The 22,930-nt window shown below is 36.7% G+C and carries 22 protein-coding genes; 13 read left to right on the forward strand and 9 right to left on the reverse strand.

Annotated features, from left to right (window positions below; translation table 11 throughout):
* The first annotated feature begins 116 nt into the window (after positions 1-116).
* Positions 117-920, forward strand: coding sequence for a 5'-nucleotidase, lipoprotein e(P4) family (locus KW850_RS23250; RefSeq protein WP_374226383.1), 804 nt, complete (start codon positions 117-119; stop codon positions 918-920).
* A gap of 72 nt (positions 921-992) precedes the next feature.
* Here the strand turns inward: KW850_RS23250 and KW850_RS23255 are convergent, their stop codons facing one another.
* Together KW850_RS23255 and KW850_RS23260 are read right to left on the reverse strand one after the other, a co-directional pair.
* Positions 993-1,358, reverse strand: coding sequence for a cytochrome-c oxidase (locus KW850_RS23255; RefSeq protein ID WP_218350141.1), 366 nt, complete (start codon positions 1,356-1,358; stop codon positions 993-995).
* 146 nt (positions 1,359-1,504) lie between these two features.
* Entirely contained in the window at positions 1,505-2,764 is a 1,260-nt protein-coding gene (locus KW850_RS23260) for a DUF445 domain-containing protein (RefSeq protein WP_218350142.1), read from the reverse strand.
* A 321-nt stretch (positions 2,765-3,085) separates the two neighbouring features.
* On the opposite strand from KW850_RS23260, the gene KW850_RS23265 reads away from it, so the two are divergent.
* Complete coding sequence (locus tag KW850_RS23265; RefSeq protein ID WP_218350143.1) at positions 3,086-3,616, forward strand: hypothetical protein; 531 nt, start codon at positions 3,086-3,088, stop codon at positions 3,614-3,616.
* A 234-nt stretch (positions 3,617-3,850) separates the two neighbouring features.
* On the opposite strand, the gene KW850_RS23270 is transcribed toward KW850_RS23265, so the two are convergent.
* The gene (locus KW850_RS23270) at positions 3,851-4,162 is read right to left on the reverse strand and encodes a HesB/YadR/YfhF family protein (RefSeq protein WP_218350144.1); all 312 of its coding nucleotides are present in this window, start codon (positions 4,160-4,162) and stop codon (positions 3,851-3,853) included.
* A gap of 342 nt (positions 4,163-4,504) precedes the next feature.
* Between KW850_RS23270 and KW850_RS23275 the strand changes: the two genes are divergently transcribed.
* Entirely contained in the window at positions 4,505-4,801 is a 297-nt protein-coding gene (locus tag KW850_RS23275) for a hypothetical protein (protein ID WP_218350145.1), read from the forward strand.
* Between the two features lie 72 nt (positions 4,802-4,873).
* On the opposite strand, the gene KW850_RS23280 is transcribed toward KW850_RS23275, so the two are convergent.
* The 5 genes from KW850_RS23280 to KW850_RS23300 form a co-directional block, all read right to left on the reverse strand.
* Positions 4,874-5,059, reverse strand: coding sequence for a hypothetical protein (locus tag KW850_RS23280; RefSeq protein ID WP_218350146.1), 186 nt, complete (start codon positions 5,057-5,059; stop codon positions 4,874-4,876).
* 121 nt (positions 5,060-5,180) lie between these two features.
* A complete protein-coding gene (locus KW850_RS23285; protein ID WP_218350147.1) occupies positions 5,181-6,533 on the reverse strand; it encodes a hemolysin family protein in 1,353 nt (450 codons plus the stop codon).
* Between the two features lie 294 nt (positions 6,534-6,827).
* Positions 6,828-8,156 carry a hemolysin family protein gene (locus tag KW850_RS23290; protein ID WP_218350148.1) on the reverse strand — a complete coding sequence of 443 codons (1,329 nt, stop codon included), beginning with the start codon at positions 8,154-8,156 and terminating at the stop codon, positions 6,828-6,830.
* A gap of 138 nt (positions 8,157-8,294) precedes the next feature.
* Positions 8,295-8,849 (reverse strand): GNAT family N-acetyltransferase, encoded by a 555-nt coding sequence (locus KW850_RS23295; RefSeq protein WP_218350149.1) that lies wholly within the window; start codon positions 8,847-8,849, stop codon positions 8,295-8,297.
* Positions 8,850-8,998: 149 nt separating this feature from the next.
* Positions 8,999-10,129 (reverse strand): histidine kinase N-terminal domain-containing protein, encoded by a 1,131-nt coding sequence (locus tag KW850_RS23300; RefSeq protein ID WP_218350150.1) that lies wholly within the window; start codon positions 10,127-10,129, stop codon positions 8,999-9,001.
* Between the two features lie 180 nt (positions 10,130-10,309).
* Here KW850_RS23300 and thiT point away from each other — a divergent pair, with 180 nt between their 5' ends.
* From thiT to KW850_RS23345, 9 genes are all read left to right on the forward strand, one after another.
* A complete protein-coding gene (gene thiT, locus KW850_RS23305; RefSeq protein ID WP_218350151.1) occupies positions 10,310-10,777 on the forward strand; it encodes an energy-coupled thiamine transporter ThiT in 468 nt (155 codons plus the stop codon).
* A 165-nt stretch (positions 10,778-10,942) separates the two neighbouring features.
* On the forward strand, positions 10,943-11,167 hold the full coding sequence (locus KW850_RS23310; protein ID WP_218350152.1) for a FeoA family protein: 225 nt from the start codon (positions 10,943-10,945) through the stop codon (positions 11,165-11,167).
* Positions 11,167-13,170, forward strand: a complete 2,004-nt coding sequence (gene feoB, locus KW850_RS23315; RefSeq protein ID WP_218350153.1) for a ferrous iron transport protein B — start codon at positions 11,167-11,169, stop codon at positions 13,168-13,170. Before KW850_RS23310 ends, feoB begins: the two co-directional genes overlap by 1 nt.
* A 21-nt stretch (positions 13,171-13,191) precedes the next feature.
* Positions 13,192-13,347 carry a FeoB-associated Cys-rich membrane protein gene (locus KW850_RS23320; protein ID WP_218350154.1) on the forward strand — a complete coding sequence of 52 codons (156 nt, stop codon included), beginning with the start codon at positions 13,192-13,194 and terminating at the stop codon, positions 13,345-13,347.
* Between the two features lie 23 nt (positions 13,348-13,370).
* Positions 13,371-13,592 carry a hypothetical protein gene (locus tag KW850_RS23325; RefSeq protein ID WP_218350155.1) on the forward strand — a complete coding sequence of 74 codons (222 nt, stop codon included), beginning with the start codon at positions 13,371-13,373 and terminating at the stop codon, positions 13,590-13,592.
* Positions 13,593-13,645: 53 nt separating this feature from the next.
* Positions 13,646-14,101, forward strand: a complete 456-nt coding sequence (locus KW850_RS23330) for a helix-turn-helix transcriptional regulator (protein ID WP_218350156.1) — start codon at positions 13,646-13,648, stop codon at positions 14,099-14,101.
* Positions 14,102-14,252: 151 nt separating this feature from the next.
* Positions 14,253-16,322, forward strand: a complete 2,070-nt coding sequence (locus KW850_RS23335) for a transglycosylase domain-containing protein (protein ID WP_256358403.1) — start codon at positions 14,253-14,255, stop codon at positions 16,320-16,322.
* Between the two features lie 436 nt (positions 16,323-16,758).
* Complete coding sequence (locus tag KW850_RS23340; RefSeq protein WP_218350157.1) at positions 16,759-18,516, forward strand: ABC transporter ATP-binding protein; 1,758 nt, start codon at positions 16,759-16,761, stop codon at positions 18,514-18,516.
* Complete coding sequence (locus tag KW850_RS23345) at positions 18,513-20,528, forward strand: ABC transporter ATP-binding protein (RefSeq protein WP_218350158.1); 2,016 nt, start codon at positions 18,513-18,515, stop codon at positions 20,526-20,528. The genes KW850_RS23340 and KW850_RS23345 overlap by 4 nt, the downstream gene beginning before the upstream one ends.
* A gap of 37 nt (positions 20,529-20,565) precedes the next feature.
* On the opposite strand, the gene KW850_RS23350 is transcribed toward KW850_RS23345, so the two are convergent.
* The gene (locus KW850_RS23350) at positions 20,566-21,186 is read right to left on the reverse strand and encodes an NAD(P)-dependent oxidoreductase (RefSeq protein ID WP_218350159.1); all 621 of its coding nucleotides are present in this window, start codon (positions 21,184-21,186) and stop codon (positions 20,566-20,568) included.
* A 318-nt stretch (positions 21,187-21,504) separates the two neighbouring features.
* Here KW850_RS23350 and fumC point away from each other — a divergent pair, with 318 nt between their 5' ends.
* Positions 21,505-22,887, forward strand: coding sequence for a class II fumarate hydratase (fumC, locus tag KW850_RS23355; protein WP_218350160.1), 1,383 nt, complete (start codon positions 21,505-21,507; stop codon positions 22,885-22,887).
* Positions 22,888-22,930 lie beyond the last annotated feature (43 nt).

A 22,930-nucleotide genomic window follows, 5' to 3' on the forward strand; every position in this document is an offset into this window, starting at 1 on the left:
TAACGAAGTTGGAGACTGAAGTAAAGTAACAAAAAAGAATAATCAGGATTAATGATTGGAATTATTACTAATTCACATACTAACTTTGAAACTTAAATGAGGGATTGGTGTTGGAATTGAATAAAATAATTACTTTAATCACAGTAGCATTTTTATCGATTTTTCTTGCAAGTTTTCAGGTCAATGCCGAAGTAGTGGCCGGTTTATCAGAACAAAACACGATGTCCGTGCTATGGTTTCAAAAAGCAGGGGAAGCAAAAGGATTATATTATCAGGGTTATAACATTGGAAGAATGAGATTGGATGAAATCATGAGTAAAAGAAGGGGAAGGAATGCCTTAAAGCCGGCTGTTGTCCTTGATATCGATGAAACCATATTAGATAACAGCCCGCATCAAGCTTGGTATGTGATAGCAGGTAGAAAAATTCCTTTTAATTGGAATGAATGGTTTAAAAGGGCTGAGGCAAAACCGCTTCCGGGAGCAATTGAATTTTTGAAGTATGCAAAATCTTTAGGTGTAGAGATTTATTACATTTCCAACCGGTATCATTCACAAAAGGATGCCACTATTAAGAATTTACAGCATGTGGGTGCACCACAAGCAGATGAAGAGCATGTGTTATTAATGCAGCATGGTGAAAAGGGGAAAGAAACACGCCGCCGCCAAGTGGAGAGAACCCATGAAATTGTCTTATTATTTGGTGATAACCTGGGAGATTTCAATGGATTTGATGGATTATCTGTTTCAAAAAGAAATCAAACGGTCGACAAGTACAGGGAAGAGTTCGGTAAAAAACTTATTCTCTTTCCAAACCCAATGTATGGAGATTGGGAAAGTGCTATTTATAATTATTATAACAAGATAACGGATGACGAAAAAATGAAACTGAGAAGGAAATTCTTGGAAACGTACCGTTAACAAAACAAAGACGCTTGAAGAGGCGTCTTTGTTTAAACCGTTGTAGAATAACAATAATACTAAAAGTGCCGCTTAACTCCTAACATTTTTAAGGATATTAATTGCATAGACAATGATCCCCAATACCATTAATGTACCACCAGTAGCTATGGCAGGTTCGGCACTTTTCGTCCCGGATACATAAAAAGCGAGTCCAATCATCATAATGGGCAAAGATATATTATGAACCCAGAAGTGAACCTTTGCGAGTGTTGTTTCTGCTGCGCTTGGAAAACCAACATAAATGAGACCAGCAACTGCCATAGTCAGCCAACCTAATAAGTTAATATGTGCATGGACAGGAGCAAAATTTAAATTTTCTGTCATTGACATATACATCCCCAGGCAAACCCCAATGACAAAATACACCACAGAAATTTTAATCAATCTTACTGCCATTTTCCAGCCTCCCTTTTTTACTTAAAGTTGTGACTACAGTACTAAATATGTTGGGAAATTCTGAAAAAGAACGTTGATTTCATAGGGACAAAATGAGAATTTTAAATAGGAAAAGCTGCCCAGTTAGGCAGCTTTTTGAAAGTGAATTAAAATAGCGCTTTAATACCAACTAAAACAAGCCCGATGAGGAATCCACACACAGCACCATTTACACGGATCCATTGTAAATCTTTTCCAACATTTGTTTCGACCATTTTAATAAGTGTTTTATTATCTAGTTTTTCTAAATTTTCCTTAACAAGCGTTCCTATTTTCGAATGATTTTTATCAACAAAGTTTGAAATATGGTTCTTAATCCAGGCTTCAATCGAAAGTACTCTTTCTGGATTAGATTTGATTTGCTCTAAGCCATTTTTCATGATCGGGAGGAGATAATCATCATAAAAGTTTGGCTTGTCAATAAAATCATATGCTTTTTGTTGTATCTGATTTAATAACTCAGTAATTTGTTCGTCCAGTTCCCACTTATTAACAAGATGTGTTTTAAAATGATTTAGTTCTTCATAGACCTTTTGGTCATTTTTTAATGATTGCAGTTTATTATCAATATGAATCATTAATGTTTGACGATTTTGATTTAATGGGTCCCGAAAGCTGGCTACCCCTTTTAAAATAAGGTTTTGAATGATACTACCTAATTTTTCTTCATTAACCAAGTTACTAAATGATTTTAAAGCAAATTGCATAAAACCATCAGCTTTGATATTTTCCACCGCATCGACAGCCAACCCGCCGAGTTTATACTTGGTACTTTCTTTCCTTGCCCATTCATCTATCTCTTTAAGCATATATTCAAGAGCTTTTTCATCATATTTTCTAATCGTAACCTGATCAATAAGTAGGGGAAGAAAATTCTTACTATCGATTTCGTGGATTCGAGCTTTTAGTTCTTCTTCTAGCAGCGGTGCGAATCTTTTAATATCAAATATTTTTATCAAATGTTTAGACATCATGATGAAATTCTTTTGGACTGCTGGTGATGGTAATTCATTGTCGATTATCTCAAATATTTTATCAGTAAAATGAATGGTATCAATCTTTTTACGAATACTTTCTTTTGTCAACCAATCATTTTCTAACATTGAAATTATACCCGCGATAATTCTATGACGGTTTTTGGGAAGCAGTGCTGTATGCGGAATTGGAATACCTAATGGGTGACGGAATAATGCTGTTACGGCAAACCAGTCGGCTAGTCCTCCAACCAATCCAGCTTCAAATCCGCCCTGCAGAATTGTCCTCCAAATAGAATCTTTTAAAGGTATCGTTGCCAGAAAGCCGATTCCCATCACAGCAAGAAAAATCGTTGCTAAATGCTGTGTTTTTTTATTTTGACGATTAACCATCTTTGAAACCCCTCATTTTTGAAAAATATTATTGTCTATTGCTATTATCTCAATTTTAATTAAAAAAAAGCAAAAAAAATTACTTATATATGGATTATTTGCAAAATCTTATGACTTAGGAGGAAAAAACAATAGAAACACCTCTCAATTTCATGAGGTGCTCTCTATTGTAATTTAACTGATGTTTTTGTTTAGAATTGCAAATTAAAAATTATATGAAAATTTTTATTTAAGATTTGAAACACTTTAATACTTTTTTCGTCTAATCAAATGTTGTAAAATATACAAGGTTTAAAATTAGTGAATTTGGGAGAGATGGAAATGAAAAAGTTCTTGGTCTTAGTATCAACAATTATGATGGCTTTGGGCCTTACTGCTTGTTCAAGCAATGATGAAGTAAAAACAGACAAGACGAATGCAAAAGAAGAGACAGCAGCGAAAACGGACGTTAAAAAGGAATTAGTTAGATTCTATATGGATCTTGGAAATAAAATTAACGCAAAAGATGCTGATTTAAATGCATATGTTGCAAAGGCAACTAAAGAAGATGCGAAACCTGAAGAATTACCAACTGCTGAAGATCGAGCTAAAGCAAGTGAATCAGCTGCGGCGGTGGCTGCAGAATTAAATAATTATCAAATTCCTGAATCATTAAAAGACAAAAAAGCCGATCTTGAGGCTGCAATAAAGGATTTTGCAGCATCTTACCAAACTAAAGCCGATGAATTAAAAAAAGAAACACCTAATTTTGATGCAGCAACAGCAACCTTCACACAAGGGGAAGAAAAACTTGGAAAAGTATATGAAAGCGAAAAATTACTTCCGCCAAGCGTAGATAAGCAAGTAAACTAATATTGGTTACTATTTATTAGAGGACGAGGTTGCTCTAGAACAAAAAACACACGGTATCGTGTGTTTTTTGTTTTTATAGAAGAATTTAAGTGTAAGTCTAATGGTATTCCAGGACCGTCTGCTGATGAGAGTCATATATTCGGACAAGGGAAGGTTCGAACTTATCTGAATGCAGGGCCCATTTGTAAACTCCCTAATGCACCATACTGGCATGAACTGTATTACAATAAAATATTAATTTACCGCTAAGGTTGTGAGTTCTTGGTACCTGACCAAAATCTCATCAAGGTTCTCATCAATGGTTAAGGTTACTTCAGTATCTTCAAAGAACCATACATCATTTACTTCAACAAAAAAGGTAATACCATTAATTTCATAAGAATATCCAACATGAACAGGTGATTCAGCTGAAAAAGCAAGGCTAAACCCTTTATGCTTTATTCCAAAACCAGCATATTGAGGAAACATCCGAATGAAAAACGGTTTATTTATTGCGAATTCTTTTGTGAACCAAGTCGCAGCTTTTTCGTCGACAAACATGAACATCTAAATGCACCCACCTTTATCTATTAGGTAATCATTCATATGGGATGGCTCGGATAGTAAACTTGATAAAAGTCTGTTTTCCATTCCCTATGTCAAAAGGGTATAACTTTTCATCGGTTTTGCATGTGATATTATTCACGCACCATCAAGAGGTTTTATGATGTTTTAAATTGTTCATTTATTTTCCATAAAACTTTCACATGTATCAGTGTAGATGAGGGCATATGTATAAAAGGGTTGGAAAATATCGTTCGATTTCGCTGTCCAGCAAGTGTTGCTGATATTGTAACATTTATATAGTGAAAATGATGATAATATAAAAGCAGTGAAGGGGGTATTCCAATGGTGCAGGATATCGATAAGCTAACAGATAATGTTAATGAAATAAAAAGTTTATTTCGTACATTGAATGATACATTAGAGAGTATTGAAAAACGACTTTCTCGGCTTGAAAAAATGGATAGCATTGAACACCGGGTGGAAGTAAATCAAATTGACCTTTCCGATATAAAAGAATCTCTGCAGCGGATTGAAGAGACAAACAATAGTGATATACAGCATATCAATCGCCGACTTGATTCACATTTAGTAAAAATCGCAAAGTTGGAAGAGAATATGATTATTTTTAAGTGTAAATAATCATTTTAGCAAGATAGAAAAAAGATCAGATTGAAAACGATCTGATCTTTTTTGTTTTCGTTTAGAAAACGCTTACAATTCTTTGAATATTGCTTTAACGCCTAGGAAAAGCAACAATAAACCAAATACTAAAATTGCAAGTGCACCGACAACATGGAAAAATGATGACAGGCCAGCTAGGAATGAAATGCTTGGCATATGAACTAAAGCAAAGCCAGCTAAGATACAAAATAAAAATAAACTTCCTAATCGATCCATATTCTTCCCCTCCTTTGAAATTAGAGTATGCTTAAACGGGGGAGCTTGACTGGACAAAAGTACTATGAGGTTTAACAAAAAAACCAGATCGGATTGATTTTCCGTCTGGTTTAATATCGTATTAAGAAAGCACTTCTGAATTTGGTATGGAGACTTGTTGGCTGACTAAATCTTCACTATTGGCATTTTTGGTGACTTCAATATACTTAATATGATGATCTTCCATATCGAGAATTTTAAAGGAATAGGTTTCATGAAGGAGGATATCGCCTTCTTTTGCTTCGTAATTTTCGGTTAAAATCCAACCGCCAATTGTATCGACATCTTCATCGTCAATTTCTACCCCTAAAAGATCATTCACTTCACTAACTAAAACTTTAGAATCGATTATATAATGATTATCCTTAATTTTGCGAATCTCTGGAATTTCATCCATATCGAATTCGTCACGAATTTCCCCTACAATCTCTTCAAGGATATCTTCTACTGTAACAAGTCCTGAAGTACCGCCATATTCATCCATCAAAATCGCCATATGAACACGGTCCTTTTGCATTTTTACTAATAAGTCATGGATTGGAATTGTTTCTATTACTCTTATAATTGGCCGAGTATAGTTTTCTAGAGTCCGTTCTGCAAGTTTTTCATTACCAATTAAATCTGTCATAACTTCTTTTATATTGATCAGCCCAATGATATGATCCTTATCCCCATCAATGATCGGATACCGTGTAAATTTCTCTTCCCGTAATACCTGAAGGAAAGTTTCTAATGTATCTTCTTTAGACAAGGAAACGATTTCCGTTCTCGGTACCATAACCTCTTTGGCAATACGGTTATCAAATTCAAAAATTTTATTTACATACTTAAACTCTGATTGGTTAATTTCACCACTTTTGTAGCTTTCAGATAGGATAATTCGAAGTTCTTCCTCTGTATGGGCAATTTCGTTTTCTGAAACAGGCTTAAGCCCGAAAAATTTAGTCGTAATTCGTGCAGAGCCATTTAGCAACCAAATAACAGGGTACATAACCTTGTAAAAAAGTACAAGCGGACGTGACATCACTAAGGTAATCCATTCTGCCTTTTGAATCGCCAATGTTTTTGGAGCAAGTTCACCAACTACTACATGTAAAAAGGTAATAGCCGCAAATGCAAAACTTACAGATATTACTTGGTTAAAGCTTTCGGAAATATGCAATCCTTCAAACAGCGGATGGAGCAACTTTTCAAATGTTGCTTCACCAAGCCATCCTAAACCAAGGGCGGTTATGGTTATCCCCAACTGACAGGCGGAAAGGTATTCATCAAGATTAGAAATCACTCTTTTAGCAGTCACAGCACTCGAATTTCCTTCTTCAATTAACTGATCAATTCTGGAGCTTCTAACTCGTATAATAGCAAATTCAGAAGCAACAAAAAAAGCAGTTAATGCAATTAAAATGGCTATAATAACCAAGTTAAATATGTCCAAATAAGTTCCCTTATCCTGTTTTTTAGACAGGTAAGGAGTCACCTCCCAGTTTGATAAAAAAATTAGCTCATATTGCCTTAAATTTATTTCTTGTTTTTTTCCTAATATCGTCTAATGGTCATCATACCACCTCGACAATTTTATAAATTAACAATAATTATAAAGAATTTGAACTATACAGTCAAACGTTCTGGTTAGTATATTGGTAGATAACTATATTTTATGGGAAAACAAAGTGAATATGAACAACAAAAGACTAAATATTACAAAAATTATACAAAATAAAAGCAACTCCTACTCAGGAGCCACTTCTGCTTTTTTAGTAGCGGTGTCTACTTTGCTAACTTCAATGTACAAGATATGGTGACCTTTGATCTCATTAATTTTAAATACAAATCCGTCGTTTTCAATAGAATCACCTTTATGTACGTCGAACTTTTGTGTTAAAAACCAGCCGCCTATTGTATCGACATCTTCTTCATCCAGTGTGGTGCCGAGTAGATCGTTTACTTCACTGATTAAAACTTTTCCATCTAAAATGAAATGGCTGTCTGCTTTTTTCTGGATAAGAGGGAGCTCATCCAAGTCAAATTCATCCCTTATTTCACCAACAATTTCTTCAAGTATGTCTTCAACCGTGACAATTCCTGCTGTCCCACCATATTCATCAGATAAAACTGCCATATGCGAACGGTTTTTTTGCAGTTTGACAAGAAGCTCTTGAATTGGAATGGTTTCAATGACATGAATCACTGGTTTTAGATAGGGTAGAAGAGGTCGGTCGCCCGTACATTTTTGCTGGATGCAATCTGTTAAGACTTCCTTAATGTTAATAACCCCTAAAATATTATCTTTGTCCCCATCAATTAAGGGATATCGAGTGTATTTTTCTTCTTTAACGATTTCAATAATTTCTTCCATGGAGGCATCTATGGAAAGAGTTATAAGTTCAGTTCTAGGGACCATAATTTCTTTAGCAATCCGGTTATCAAATTCAAATATTCGATTCATATATCGATATTCAGATTGATTAATTTCTCCGCTTTCATAGCTTTGCGAAAGGATTAACCTCAATTCTTCCTCTGACAAGACGATATCATTCTCGGATGCCGGTTGTACTCCGAAAAGACCAGTAACAAACCGAGCTGAACGATTTAGAATCCAAATAAACGGGTACATCAGTTTATAAAACAAGATGAGCGGACGAGCAATAATCAAGAGAATCTCTTCTGCTTTTTGAATCGCAATCGTTTTCGGTGATAATTCGCCAATGACGACATGGAAATAAGTTATGACAATGAAAGCAAAAATAAACGAAATAATGTGTTTGAGTGATAAAGGTATGTGAATCAGGTCAAAAATAGGATTGAGCAGTTCTCGAATAGTGGGCTCACCAAGCCACCCTAAAATTAGGGAGATGATGGTAATCCCAACCTGGGTGGCAGATAAATAACCATCCAAATTAGATATTAACTTTTTTGCTGCTTCAGCTTTTGGATTTCCTTCTAATAGTAATTGATCAATTCTTGTGGATCGAACCTTTACCATCGCAAATTCTGAAGCCACAAAAAGGGCTGTAAAGGCTATTAGGATAACAATAATAACTACATTCATCCAAATCATCTATCACCTTACAAGAGGTAAGGTATGCCACCTCACTTACGTTGGTCTCAATACATTATTTCAAAAAAAAAATCTATTAGCAAATCGACCTAAAAAAATGCTGCCCAATAGGCAGCTACAAGAGAAGATGGTTATATTTTAATAAGGAACTCGTTTATTCCAGTCACGGGCAAGCATACTATAAATATAGAGGTCATGAAAGCGGCCATATAATTGTTCGCCTTCCTTAATGATCCCTTCCTTATTAAACCCTAGTCTTTCTGGTATAGCACGGCTTTTTTTATTTTTGACACCACAGCGAATTTCAACTCGATTTAATCCTATCTGGAAAAATGCGTAATTTAGTAAGGCTTGAACTGAACGAGACATGATGCCATGACCTTCTGCCTTTTTTGAAAGATAATAACCGATACTTGTCATTCGGTTATGCCAATCGATTTGATGTAACCCAATGGAACCGACCAGTTCCCCTTTATAAAGTATCCCCACATTTAATCCACTATTTTCTGCAAATTGGTTTAGCCAAATCGGTATTATGGACTCAAACTGATAGGGAGAGTTCATGCTATCCACCCAAGGCATCCATTCCCGCAAATGTTCACGGTTCTCTTCAACCAAATGATATAATCGTAAGGCGTGATGCGTTTGAAATAACTGGAGTTCAATTTCATTATCAACCTTTAATGTAAACATTGGTCTATTCTCCCGATATAAATTTTTAGTTCATCATATGCATATTAGGTTCGGTACGGGAGGAATTATTAATGAGAAATAAAAAAATCCCTGCTTTAAATAAAGTGGGATTGGTCACATGGGCGACGAAATTTCAAATTCAATTAAGGTTAAGGGGTTAAGGCTGCAACAGGTAAGAGAATTGAAAATGTTGTTTTATCAGGAGAAGAATCACATTCTAAATTCCCTTTATGCTTTTCGATAATTTCTTTACATACAAACAAGCCTAAACCTGTACCCAGTTTTTTTGTTGTAAAAAATGGTTCGAAAATTGATTTTCTTAGTTCCGCGGGGATCACGGGTCCATTGTTGGAAATATTGATTTTAATGAACTGATCTTCGAGACTGCTATTGATTTCGATCGTTGGATTTGGATTCTCATCATGATTTAATACATCAATCGCATTAAAGATAATATTAATTAAAACCTGCCTAATTTCATCTGCATACCCATTAAGAGTAATATCTTCACTTAGTTCTTTTCTAATTTTTACTTTTCCGTCAAGAATGCTTGGATAAAGGAAGTTCAATACTTCCTCTACTAATTTATTTAAATTGAAGTTATCTTTTTCTTTGCCAATCAGTTCCTTCTTTGATAAAAGGAGGAATTGTGAGATGCGAAAATTCAGTTGATCCAGCTCACTTGAAATGATATCTAAATATTTCATATCCGGATAATCCGCTTTTAGCAGCTGGATAAATCCTTGAACAGAGGTTAGTGGGTTCCTAAACTCATGAATAAAACTGGATGTCATCTGGCCAAGCAGTGTTAATCGATCTTGATGGGTAGAATCAATGTGCATGGTTTTTTCTTCAATAATTTTGTTTTTTGCTTCAGAGTAATGTGATACAGCATAGTATAAAAATTTATCGAAACAAAAATTTATCCTGTTTAATGCTTCTTGCATTACTTCCCATGGAATCCCAGTATCGCTTAATTGGCTGTATAAAACGGTTCTTCCAATATTTACATTATAAACAAAATCTCCAAGGTTAATATCAGCCAAAACTCTTTCCTCTGATACTTCAATTGCAAGTTTTTCAATAATCTCTAAAACCTCTTGTTCGGTCATTTTGTGCATATTAAGTAAAACTTCGAGTAATGCCTCGCCGTTATCGTGAATTTTTGTTTTAAATGGATCAGCTTGAGTGGTAACAATGGCATTTTCCCATTCTTGAATTAATTTCTGTTTATTTCGACTGAAAAAATCAAGTAAATCTGTTTGGTTTTCCGTGAACATGCCGTTTTCCCCCTATGTTATTGGCAAAAAACTGCCTAGAAGGTTTATTCGATGAAAAAAAAGAAAATCCTCCTTTTTTTATAAGAAAAGTCTTGAAATCTATCCATGCAATATATGGAAGGTTTTTTTACCGATTAGATTCGTTAAGTAAAACATCCGAACGTAATATTTTCCTTGTAAATGGAATTAAAGAAGAGTATTGCAATGGTACCAATCTTCTTAATGGCCTATCGTTGGGGGATTAAGGGCGGACTATTAACAGGATTTATTCTAGGTTTATTGCAAGTGGTCCTTGGATTTGCTCAAGTATATACACTCCTACAAGGATTTATTGATTATTTCCTTGCCTTTACTATAGTAGGGTTAGCGGGTATTTTTGCCAACCAAGTAAAGAAATCTATATCTAACCATGAAAAAGGAAAGTGGATGACATATGTAATTATCGGTGCATTGTTTGGAAGTGCCTTAAGATACCTTTGTCACGTTGTCTCGGGAATTTTGTTCTTTGGAGAATATGCACCAAAGGGACAGCCAGTAGCTGTATACTCACTTCTATATAATGGAACGTTCATGCTGCCAAGTTTCATCATCAGTGCAATCATAATCATCATTGTCATGAGTGCAGTACCAAAGAAATTATTTTCATAAAAATATATGAAATTAAGACAGGAAAAGAGTTTATATCTCTTTTCCTTTTTTACTGTAATTTTCGAACTTTTGACAAATTTGTCATGCTTGATAACTCTTATAAAGTGCTAAAATGACCATATAGAAAGATAATCATTCTCAATTAATATAGATAGGGTGATATACATGTTTGGTTCGTTAAAAGCAGGAGATAAAGGAAAAATTATTGATATTTCCCATGTGGGTCACCTGGTACAAAGACGATTACTTGACTTGGGAATTTCTGAAGGCTCAGAAGTATGTGTGAAATGTGTGATGCCTTTTGGGGGACCTGTGATGATTGAATCATGTGGACAATGTGTAGGTATTCGCCGCACGGAAGCAGTTCGAATCGAAGTGGAGAGAATATAATGGAAATCGCTCTAATTGGAAATCCCAATACAGGGAAAACTTCATTGTTTAATAATCTAACAGGTTCCTATGAGTATGTTGGTAACTGGAGCGGTGTAACCGTTGAAAAGAAAGTTGGCTTCTTTAAAAATAATATTGGTCATTTAATTGATTTACCAGGTGTGTATACACTTAATCCGCTGTCAAAGGATGAAGGAGTAGTTACTTCCTTCTTTTTGAATGAAACCGTTGACCGCTTACTAAATATATTGGATGCCTCACAATTAGAACGAAATTTACACCTGACATTGCAATTGCTAGAGTTTGAAAAGCCAGCACTAATTGGACTTAATATGGTCGATGTAGCAAATAAGCGCGGAATCCAAATAGATGTTTCTAAACTTTCAAACCAGCTCGGAGTGCCAGTTGTTCCTGTCGTGGCAAGAAGTGGTAAGGGTTGTGATAAATTAGTAGATGTCATCTCTACTCCATCAATCCAGCCTCTAAAAAAGAATCTTGTTAACTATGGAAAAGAAGTCGAGGAAGCCATTGTAGCATTATCTACTGAGATTAATGGGAAAACAGGTCTTTCTCCACGATTTCTAACCATTCAATTATTTGAAGGAAATGAATACGTTAGAGACTACCTTGGGACTATTGTTGATAATCAAAAGCTTAATGCTCTAACTGCTTATTTAGAGTCAACTATCCAAAAACATTATAATGTTAAATCATTAGCAATCTATATCTATCAAAAAAGAAAAGAAGTAATAGAGAAAATAGTTGCAGAGGTTGCTAGGAAAAGTAATTCGGATATACCACTTTCTGAAAAAATTGACAGTATCGTTACGAACCGCTTTTTAGGAATGCCCATTTTCTTGCTGCTTATGTATGTCATGTTTATGCTGACTTTTGATTGGCTTGGAACACCATTATCTGATCTTTTGGACGGATTATTAACTGGACCGGTGACAACAGGACTTGAAGCGGCTTTAACTGCGATTCATGCTTCAAGTTTTATACATGCATTGATGATTGACGGTTTAGTGGCAGGGGTAGGCGGCGTACTCGTATTTGTCCCGCAAATTTTCATCCTATTTTTCTTTATTTCTTTATTAGAAGATTCCGGTTATATGGCCCGAGTAGCGTTGGTCATGGACCGAATTATGGAGTCTGTGGGGTTAAACGGGAAGGCGTTTATTCCCATGATGATTGGCTTTGGCTGCAATGTACCAGGAATTATGGCAGCGAGAACAATCGAAACACCAAGAGAAAGGCTGGTAACCATATTGCTAACGCCGTTAATGTCCTGCTCGGCGCGATTACCAGTTTATGCATTATTTGTTGGAGCATTTTTTGCAGGAAATAAGGCTTTAGTTGTTCTAAGTTTATATGTACTGGGGATTGTGGTTGCGTTAGTCTTAGCAAAAATCTTTTCGACTACTTTATTAAAATCAGAAACTTCATTATTCGTTATAGAACTGCCTCCTTACCGGCTCCCTCAATTTCAATCATTGTGGAGGAGTACATGGGATAAAGGAAAAGGTTTTGTTAGAAAAGCTGGAACATTTATTTTTGCAGGTTCTGTCTTTATCTGGTTATTATCTTATTCAGGTCCCCATGGTATAAAGGTTGATATGGATGAAAGTTATTTAGCCTCAATTGGAAATGTGATCGCGCCCATTTTTGATCCAATTGGATTTGGAACATGGCAGGCATCAGCCTCGTTAATTACGGGGTTCTTGGCAAAAGAGGCCATAATTTCTACGATGAATATCATTTATTTTGTTCCGAGTGATGCAAGTTTACAGGGATTATTAGCTGACTATTATACTCCACTTGCTGCCTATAGTTTCATGGTTTTCATATTATTATATATCCCATGCCTGGCAACGGTTGCAACAATTTATAAAGAAACAAATTCAATGAAATGGACAGCTTTTTCAATGATTTATGCATTTGCGATTGCTTATATTCTATCCTTGGTAATCTATCAGGGCGGCAAATTGTTTGGACTTGTATAATTCTAAAAAGAGGTGGAGCAAATGATTGCCAATATTATCATCGGGGCCGCGATCTTTGGATACGCGACATGGGCTTTAGTCAAGTTTATTAATAAATCGAAACAGGGAAAATGCGGAGCGTGTGATTTGAAAGATACATGTTCAAGTAAATGCGGAGTACCGCCTAAATTACATTAAAAAAAACTGCTATCTTTAAGGCTATGTTAAAGCATATTGTTAATTTTGGCACTCTGTTGATCTACGTTCCAGGCGCGAAGACTCCTGCGGGAGGACGGGGCAGGGGAGACCCCGCAGAAGCGCAGCGACGAGGAGGCTCCCCGGACCGCCCGCGGAAAGCGAAGCGCCTGGAGCGGAAATCAACAGGCAAGTTTAACAGAGCCATCTTTAAAGGTAGCAGTTTTTTGATGCTAGAATTTGAATGATTCAACAAACTGGTGTAAAATTACACTAGTTGCAATTGAAGGAAGGGCTTAACGTGACCAGAGATGAAATTATAATGCAGGTTTCTGAAAAGCTTCGCCTAATACGAACTGAAGTCGGTTATACCCAGGATAAAATGGCAGATATTATTGGCGTCTCAAAGAAAACACTTGTTCAAATTGAGAAGGGTAGAGTTCTTGCCAATTGGTCTACTGTGGTTTCGATTTGTGCATTATTTCGTGAAACTGAAACCGTCCAATTTTTATTTGGAAATGAACCGCTCGAGGTGTTAGAAACTGTTGCCCGCGAAGGAATAGATATTCGAAAATCCAAAACATTAGGTGGCCGGATATGGTGGAGGGTTGTATCAAAAAAGAACCGATATATTTTGCAGCAAAATATTCTTAGTAAGCATTTTCGGATATTGGATGAGGAAAATTATCGGATTTTTAGCAGTATTGATGAAAAGGTTTCTAAACATCGGTTTAAAGAATTAACCAAAAATGAATAAATGATTTGGCAAAGGTGGGAATTGTGCCCATCTTTTTTCTTTTTTTTGGAATACTAATCAATGTATTTAACTTCAGGATAAACTGTCATAAAAACGAACCGATATTCGAAATTTATACCTGTTGTAGATTAGTGATAAAGGGTGTTTTCATTTGGGATTTAAAGTGAATGTAACTAACATATTTAAAAACTGGAAAAGGTGGCACTTGCTCCAAATATTAGTGCTTTCTATGCTCATTATTATCTTAAGTTTTTTTGGACTACTTTATTATTTTTCCAAGGATGCAGACATCTCAGGACTGAAAAATGAGCTGCCTCAGGCAACGGTGTTTTATGATGTGAATGAGGAGCTAGCTAGTAAAGTATCGGCGAATAAAAATGAAGGTGTCTCGATTAAGCAAGTCCCCGAATCTATGAAAAACGCGATCATTGCCATTGAGGATCGTCGATTTTACCAACATAGCGGTGTGGACCTGATTGGAACATCAAGGGCATTAATCCGTGACCTAAAAGCTGGAGGCATGGTAGAAGGCGGCAGCACCATAACTCAGCAATTGACAAAGAATACACTTCTCACATCACAAAAAACCTTAAATCGGAAGATGGAGGAGGTTTTTTTAGCGCTACAGATTGAACGGGAATATTCGAAATCAGAGATCTTGCAGATGTACTTAAACCAAATTTATTTTGGAAACGGTGCATGGGGAATTAAAACAGCCGCCAGCAAATATTTTGCCAAAGATGTTAAAGACCTATCAATCAGTGAATCTGCCTTACTCGCAGGGTTAATTAAAGCGCCATCTGCCCTAAATCCATATGAACATATGGAAAAGGCAACTGACCGGAGAAATCTTGTATTAACACAAATGAAGAAACAAGGGTATATTTCCAATCAGCAGTATGAAAAAGCAAATCACGAAAAAGTAATTTTGAATGATAGGGGCGGTGACCCGTTCCGGGGCAAATTTCCATACTATGTTGATCAGGTTTTAGATGAGGCAATAAACTTATATGGATTATCACAGGATGAATTACTCACCGGCGGCTATCAAATTTATACAGAACTTGAACCTGCCATACAAACCGCCATGGAAGAAACATATCAAAATGATTCCTTGTTCCAAGAAGGAAAAGACCGGCTAGTACAGAGCGGCGGGGTCTTAATAGATCCAAAAACAGGCGGGATTAAGGCTATTGTTGGAGGCAGGGGGACACATACGTTTAGAGGATATAATCGTGCTTCGCAATTAGAGGCACAGCCAGGTTCTTCTTTTAAGCCATTAGCTGTCTATTCACCTGCTCTGGAAGAAGGTTGGCAGATTAGTGATATGTTAAAAGATGAACCAATGTCATTTGGAGATTATCAACCTAGTAATTATGATCATCAATATGCTGGTCAAGTACCAATGTATGAAGCGGTGAAAGAATCAAAAAATGTTTCAGCTGTGTGGCTCTTAAATGAACTTGGAATTGAAAAAGGACTAGATTCCATTAAGCGGTTTGGAATTTCGTTGGACAAACATGACCGTAATTTATCTCTAGCCTTGGGAGGTTTGCATAAAGGTGTCTCTCCCCTAAACATGGCAGAAGCTTTTTCTGTTTTCCCGAATAACGGTATAAGAATAAAGGCTCATGCGATTAGGAAAATTGTTGATGCTGAGGGAAATGTTGTTGCCGTCTGGAAATCAAAAAAAGAGAGAGTGACAACAAAAGCCGTAACAGACAAAATGACGACCATGCTTCTTGGTGTTGTGGAACAAGGTACAGGTAAGGCAGCACAAATACCAGGCCGAGAAACTGCAGGGAAAACGGGTTCAACTCAAGTTCCGATAAAGGGAATAAATGGCCTGAAGGATCAATGGTTTGTTGGATATACACCACAGCTGGTCGGGGCTATCTGGGTTGGCTATGATAAAACAGATGCAGAGCATTATATTACTCCGACAAGCAATAAAGGGGCGGCAGTTGTTTTTCGAGATGTAATGACGAAAGCATTAATGAATGAGCCTGCCAAGAGCTTTAATGTCCCGCATATTGCAAGCTTGATTGAAAAGAAAAGGCAGGCAGAGGCTGCTAAGAATCTTTTTAATTTTCAAGAAAACTTTAATAATGAAGTTCAAAAGTGGGAAGAGAAATGGAATAAACAAAAGGAAAAATGGCAAAGGAAATGGAAGAATAAAGGAAAGGGAAAAGAAGAAGGACATGGAAATGGGCATGAATAATCTACGATGTGTCGAAAGGTGTTTGAAACAATTCAGAAAAATGGGAATTGACTTTTAAAACAACTGGTGATAATCTAACAAAGGAAGAAAAAAAAGGAAAGGGAGGGTTACAAAATGACTAAATTCAATCAAGTTTTATTAACAATTGAATATATGAATGTAACCTGTCCTGAAGAAATTTCTTGTTAATTTTTCAATGTGAAACACTTGATAAATGACTAAAACACAGGTTACGTTCGCATTTGTAACGTAACGTGTGTTTTTTTGTCCCTTTTTTTAAAAGGAGGCATACTGCACTACTGCGGTATGTCTTTTTTTTATAGTTCAAAACAAATTTGAGGGAGGAAGAATTTATGAGATATCTAGAAGAATCTTGGACTGGAAACACAAAAGGAGCACAAGACGGCGGATAGTAAAAAATAAGGGGGAGTTAGTAATGTTTGTTGTTTTAAAAAAATTGAGTTGGTTTTTTAGAGAAAATCGGCAGCGGTACCTAATCGCGATCACCTTATTAATTTTAGTTGGTGTTTTAGATGTGATACCGCCTAAATTAATAGGAATGGCTATTGATGATATTCATGTTGGCGGTATAAGTAAAAAGAAAATAATTCAATACCTTGGGATACTTTTAGGAATCATGGTGTCGTCCTATGCGATCACCTATGTATGGATGTATCGATTATTTGGAGGCGCTTTCCTTGTTGAAAGGAAACTTAGGTCTCGATTCGTTAATCACTTATTAAAAATGACTCCAGTTTTTTATGAAAAAAATCGGACTGGGGATTTAATGGCACGTGCTACAAATGATTTAAAAGCCATTTCCATCACAGCAGGTTTTGGAATTCTGACACTTGTTGATTCAAGTGTTTGGATGCTGACATTACTGGTAACGATGGGGATTTTTATTAGCTGGAAGTTAACCTTAGCAGCGATTATCCCGCTGCCATTTATGGCCATTTTAATGAAAATTTATGGGAACAGAATTCATACACGCTTCATGGAAGCACAGGATGCCTTTGGTGAAATGAATGACCGAGTACTTGAATCTGTTGCAGGAGTAAGGGTGATTCGTGCTTATGTTCAAGAAGTGGCGGATAGCAATCGGTTTCATCAACTCACTGAAGATGTTTATGATAAGAATATTAAGGTTGCACGAATTGACGCTTTATTTGATCCTACGATTAAGGTGCTTGTCGGCATTAGCTACTTAATTGGCCTTGGTTATGGTGCTTATTTAGTTTTTCATCAATCGATCACATTGGGGAATTTAGTTTCCTTTAATGTGTATTTAGGAATGCTGATCTGGCCGATGTTCGCAATTGGTGAGCTAATCAATGTGATGCAAAGAGGAAATGCATCACTCGACCGTGTTAATGACACACTTAGCTATGTGGAAGAAGTCGTCAATCCTCTCCATCCCATTTCGATTGAACGTGCCGATGGCATTGATTATCAACAGGTAATCTTCCGTTACCCCTCTTCTAAAAATGATAATCTTAAAGATGTTAATGTAAAAGTTCTACCGGGGCAGACATTGGGCATTGTTGGTAAAACAGGGTCAGGAAAGACTACCTTTATTAAGCAATTATTAAGACAGTATCCATTAGGTGATGGAGAAGTATCCATATCGGGTGTCCCGTTAGAGGAGCAAACGTTAAATCAAGTTCGCAACTGGATTGGTTATGTGCCACAAGATCATGTGTTGTTTTCTCGAAGTGTAAAAGAGAACATTCTCTTTGGCAGGAAAGACGCAAACGATCAAGAATTGGATGAGGTTATTGATTTAGCAGCGCTTCGTAAGGATCTCGATCTGCTCCCAGAAGGATTAAGTACGCTCGTGGGAGAGAAGGGCGTGGCCTTATCAGGCGGGCAAAAACAGCGGATCTCGATTGCTCGCGCACTTATTAAAAATCCGGACATTCTTATACTCGATGATTCCTTATCTGCAGTGGATGCCAAAACAGAAAAACGAATTATTGACAATATTAGAAAGGTAAGAAATGACAAGACCACGATCATCACCACACATCGAATGTCCGCTGTCCAGCATTCTGACCATATTATTGTATTTGATGAAGGCAGGATTATCGAAGAAGGTACACATGAGCAACTCCTCGAACATGATGGGTGGTATAAGGAACAATTTATTCGCCAGCAATCTGCAGGTAAGATAGAGGAAGGTGTGCAAGCATGACAACAGGGAAAAGATTAGCTAGGTACGCATTTGCTTATAAAAAAATTATCATCGCAGCATTGATCATGCTGACCATTTCTGTCGCAACCGATCTGGCTGGACCGTTTATTGCTAAAAATATTATTGATCAACATATATTAGGAATTGAATCCGTTTGGTACGAAACAACAAGTGGCAATAAAGCAGTCAAATATGAAGGTGCGTTTTACAAACGAGAAAAGTATTTATCGAGTGGTGAACAAAAGGGAAAACCAATACGGATTTTGCAAGTCGGATCCAAGTTTGTTTTCATCGATCAACAGCTCGAATTCGATGGGAAACGAACATTACAAGAAGGAACATTAGTGATAAAAAATGGTGAGCGCAAAGCTGAATACGGGGCGAAAATCCTGAAGGTATCCGAAATATTAACCTTTTATCAGCCCGAGATCCCAATTATTTTTCAGCTATTGGCGATTTATTTTGGGCTTTTGGTGGTTTCAGCTATATTTCAGTATGGTGAACGTTACTTATTACAAAAATCAGCAAACAGAATTATTCAAAAAATGCGCGAAGACGTGTATGGTCAGATCCAACGTCTGCCAATAAATTATTTTGATAATCTGCCTGCCGGTAAGGTAGTCGCAAGAATTACTAATGACACGGAGGCAATCCGTGAGTTATACGTAACGGTTCTGGCTACCTTTTTTACAAGCTCCATTTATATTACCGGTATTTATGTCGCATTGTTTATTTTAAACGTAAAACTTGCAGCGATATGCTTATTATTGTTGCCCATTCTTTATGTGTGGATGTTAGTATATCGAAAGTATGCTTCGAAATTCAATCGTGTAATACGGTCAAGGAACAGTGAAATTAATGCAATGATTAATGAGTCCATCCAAGGGATGAATATTATCCAGGCATTCAGCCGTGAAAAAGAAACAAAAGCAGATTTTGAAAAACTTAACTATGAGCATTTTACGTACCAGAATAAACTATTAAGTTTAAATGCCTTAACCTCGCATAACCTAGTAGGGATATTAAGAAATCTCATATTTGTGGCATTTATTTGGTATTTCGGCGGTCTGGCACTTAATACTGCAACCATTCTCTCACTAGGGATGCTATATGCTTTTGTTGATTATATAAATCGTCTTTTCCAACCGGTTCAGGGGATTGTCAACCAATTAGCAAATTTAGAACTTGCGCTTGTGGCAGGTGAACGTGTTTTTAAGTTGATGGATGAACCAGGGGAAGATGTTAGTAGTGAGCGAATGGCTCGTTTTAAAGGAAATGTTTCATTTAATCATGTTTCTTTTGGTTATAAAGAAGGAGAATATGTCCTAAAGAATATTGAGTTTGAAGCAAAGCATGGAGAAACAGTTGCCTTTGTTGGTCATACGGGTTCTGGAAAAAGTTCAATTATGAATTTACTTTTCCGCTTTTATGATTGTCAAAAGGGAAAAATTACGATTGATGGAAAAGATATTAGAACGATTTCTCGTCAATCAATCCGGAACCATATGGGGATTGTATTGCAGGATCCCTATTTATTCACAGGGACGATTGCCTCAAATGTAAGCCTTAATGATCCTGCCATTAAAAAAGAAATAGTAGAAAAAGCATTAAAGGATGTTGGGGCTGAAAAAATATTTAAGAACTTAGAAAATGGTTATGATGAACCAGTCCTTGAGAAGGGAAGCACCCTTTCAAGTGGACAGCGCCAGTTAATTTCATTTGCAAGAGCACTAGCATTTAATCCAGCTATTCTCATTCTAGATGAAGCCACCTCAAGTATTGATACAGAGACGGAAGCGTTGATTCAAGAGGCAATGGAAGTTTTGAAAAAAGGAAGAACCACCTTTATCATTGCCCATCGGTTATCAACCATCCGGAGTGCCGACCAAATAATCGTGTTGGATCGAGGAATGATTGTTGAAAAAGGAACGCATGAGCAATTAATGGAGCATAAAGGTAAATATTATCAAATGTATCAACTCCAGCAAGGCAGTACCGATTTGGCTGGATAGATGAGACCCCTTAACCTAACATGTTAAGGGGTTCTTTTTAGTAAGTTAACCCTACCCGGGAGCCGATAAATTGATTGCTAAATAGCTGCCCAAAAGCAAAATCTGCTGTGTCGTAAATCGAGATGGAAGAAGGATGATCAGGAAGAAAGTCTTTTTCATACCTATAATGCCCTATTCTTTCCCCTACCGGTAAGTAAGTCGGACAAACAACCGTCCAATCGAGCCCGGAATCTTTTAGTAATAAATAGGCCCGTAAATGTTCCTCAGCATCACGTGTACTTTTCCGTTTCGACTCAGACGATTGAAACCGATATAAATGGGGGGCAGACCGAGCCTGGAGAATTCCTGCCGTTCCAATCGTTATAATTCGCAGTATTCCTTGCTCTTTCATATGCTTTATGATAAATGGCATAGATTCTGACAGCGTGGTAGTTCCTGCTGTATTCAGTGCACTTATCACTACATCAGATCCCATTAAGCTATTCGCAATGTCTGTTTCATTTATTACATTACCTTCAATAATATGAAGGCCATCATTGCTAATGGTTAATTTTCTCCTATCTCTCACCAGAGCTCGGACAGAATGCTCTTTGGATAGTGCATGTTCTAAAATAATCGTGCCAACTCTGCCTGTTGCACCGAAAAGGCAAATGTTCACAAAAAATTCACCTCTTAGTCAATAAAGTGTAATATTCATCACTTGCGATACCCTTCGCTTATGATATTTTGAAACTGTTTAAGCATTTACTAATATAAGGGTGGGATGTATATGTCAGATTATTCAGTTGTGCTATTAATCGGTAGTTTTTTAATCCTTTCATATTATATCGGATATACAATCATTAAACATTAAAACATTAACTACAGACAAGTGTCTGCAGTTTTTTTATTGATGATAATTGTCATTACTTTAATAAAATGGATAGGATTGGGTATATATATGGAAGTATATGAATTTGTGAGGTGTAGATGACAAGTGGAAAAATATCGAATTGAAAAAGATACGCTTGGTGAGGTTCGTGTACCCATTGATAAATATTGGGGAGCGCAAACACAACGGAGCAAGGAAAATTTTAAAATTGGCTCCGAAAAGATGCCATTGGAATTAATTTATGGTTTGGTTTTTATTAAAAAGGCTGCAGCAATCGTAAATTTCCAATTAGGAAAGCTGAGTGAAAGTAAATTAAACGCAATCCAAAAAGTATGTGAGGCTATTCTTACTGGAAATATGGATGAACATTTTCCATTGGTGGTCTGGCAAACAGGCAGTGGGACACAATCCAACATGAATGTCAATGAAGTCATAGCCAATAAAGCAAATGAATATTTAAAGGACAAGGGTGCCGGACATGAAAGAATCCACCCCAATGATGATGTCAATATGTCGCAAAGTTCCAATGATACCTTTCCAACAGCCATGCATATTGCTGCTTATAAAAAAGTAGTAGAAGAACTCCTCCCGGCTATAACAGAATTAAAAAAGACACTTCTTGTTAAAGAAAAGGATTTTTCAAAAGTTATAAAAATTGGAAGAACTCATTTGCAAGATGCCACACCACTGACGCTAGGACAAGAGATCAGTGGCTGGCGGTGGATGCTTGAAAAATGTGAAAAGATGATAAAAGAGGCAAGTCAATATCTTTTGGATTTGGCGATAGGCGGGACGGCAGTTGGTACAGGCATTAATGCCCCCCCACAATTCGGTAATATGGTTGCTGAACAAATTTCCACCTTTACTGGATATTCATTTCGTTCCTCAGAAAATAAATTCCATGCTTTAACCAGTCACGATGAGATTGTACATGTTCATGGTTCGCTAAAAGCCTTAGCCGCTGATTTAATGAAAATAGCTAATGATGTCCGCTGGCTTGCAAGCGGACCGCGCAGTGGGATTGGTGAACTTAGCATCCCTGCGAATGAGCCCGGCAGTTCAATTATGCCAGGTAAGGTCAATCCAACCCAAAGTGAGGCTTTGACAATGATAACGTGTCAGGTTTATGGAAATGACGCCGCCATAGCTTTTGCAGCAAGTCAAGGAAATTTCGAGTTAAATGTATTTAAACCAGTAATTATTAATAATTTTATCCAATCGGTTCGGCTTCTTACAGATGGGATAAGATCTTTTAATCAAAATTGTGCCATCGGAATTCAGGCAAATGAAGAGATTTTAAACGAGCATTTGAATCGCTCCTTAATGCTTGTTACTGCATTAAACCCTTATATTGGCTATGAAAAGGCAGCAGAGATTGCCAAACTAGCGTTTAAAGAAAATAGTTCGTTAAAAGAAGCAGCCTTAAAACTAGGCTATGTTACCGAGGATCAGTTTTCAAAATGGGTCAATCCGAAAGATATGATTTAAGAAAATGAAAGCCCCTTCCAAAGGAAGGGGCTTAGCCATAATA

Source organism: Bacillus sp. sid0103, from assembly GCF_019219025.1.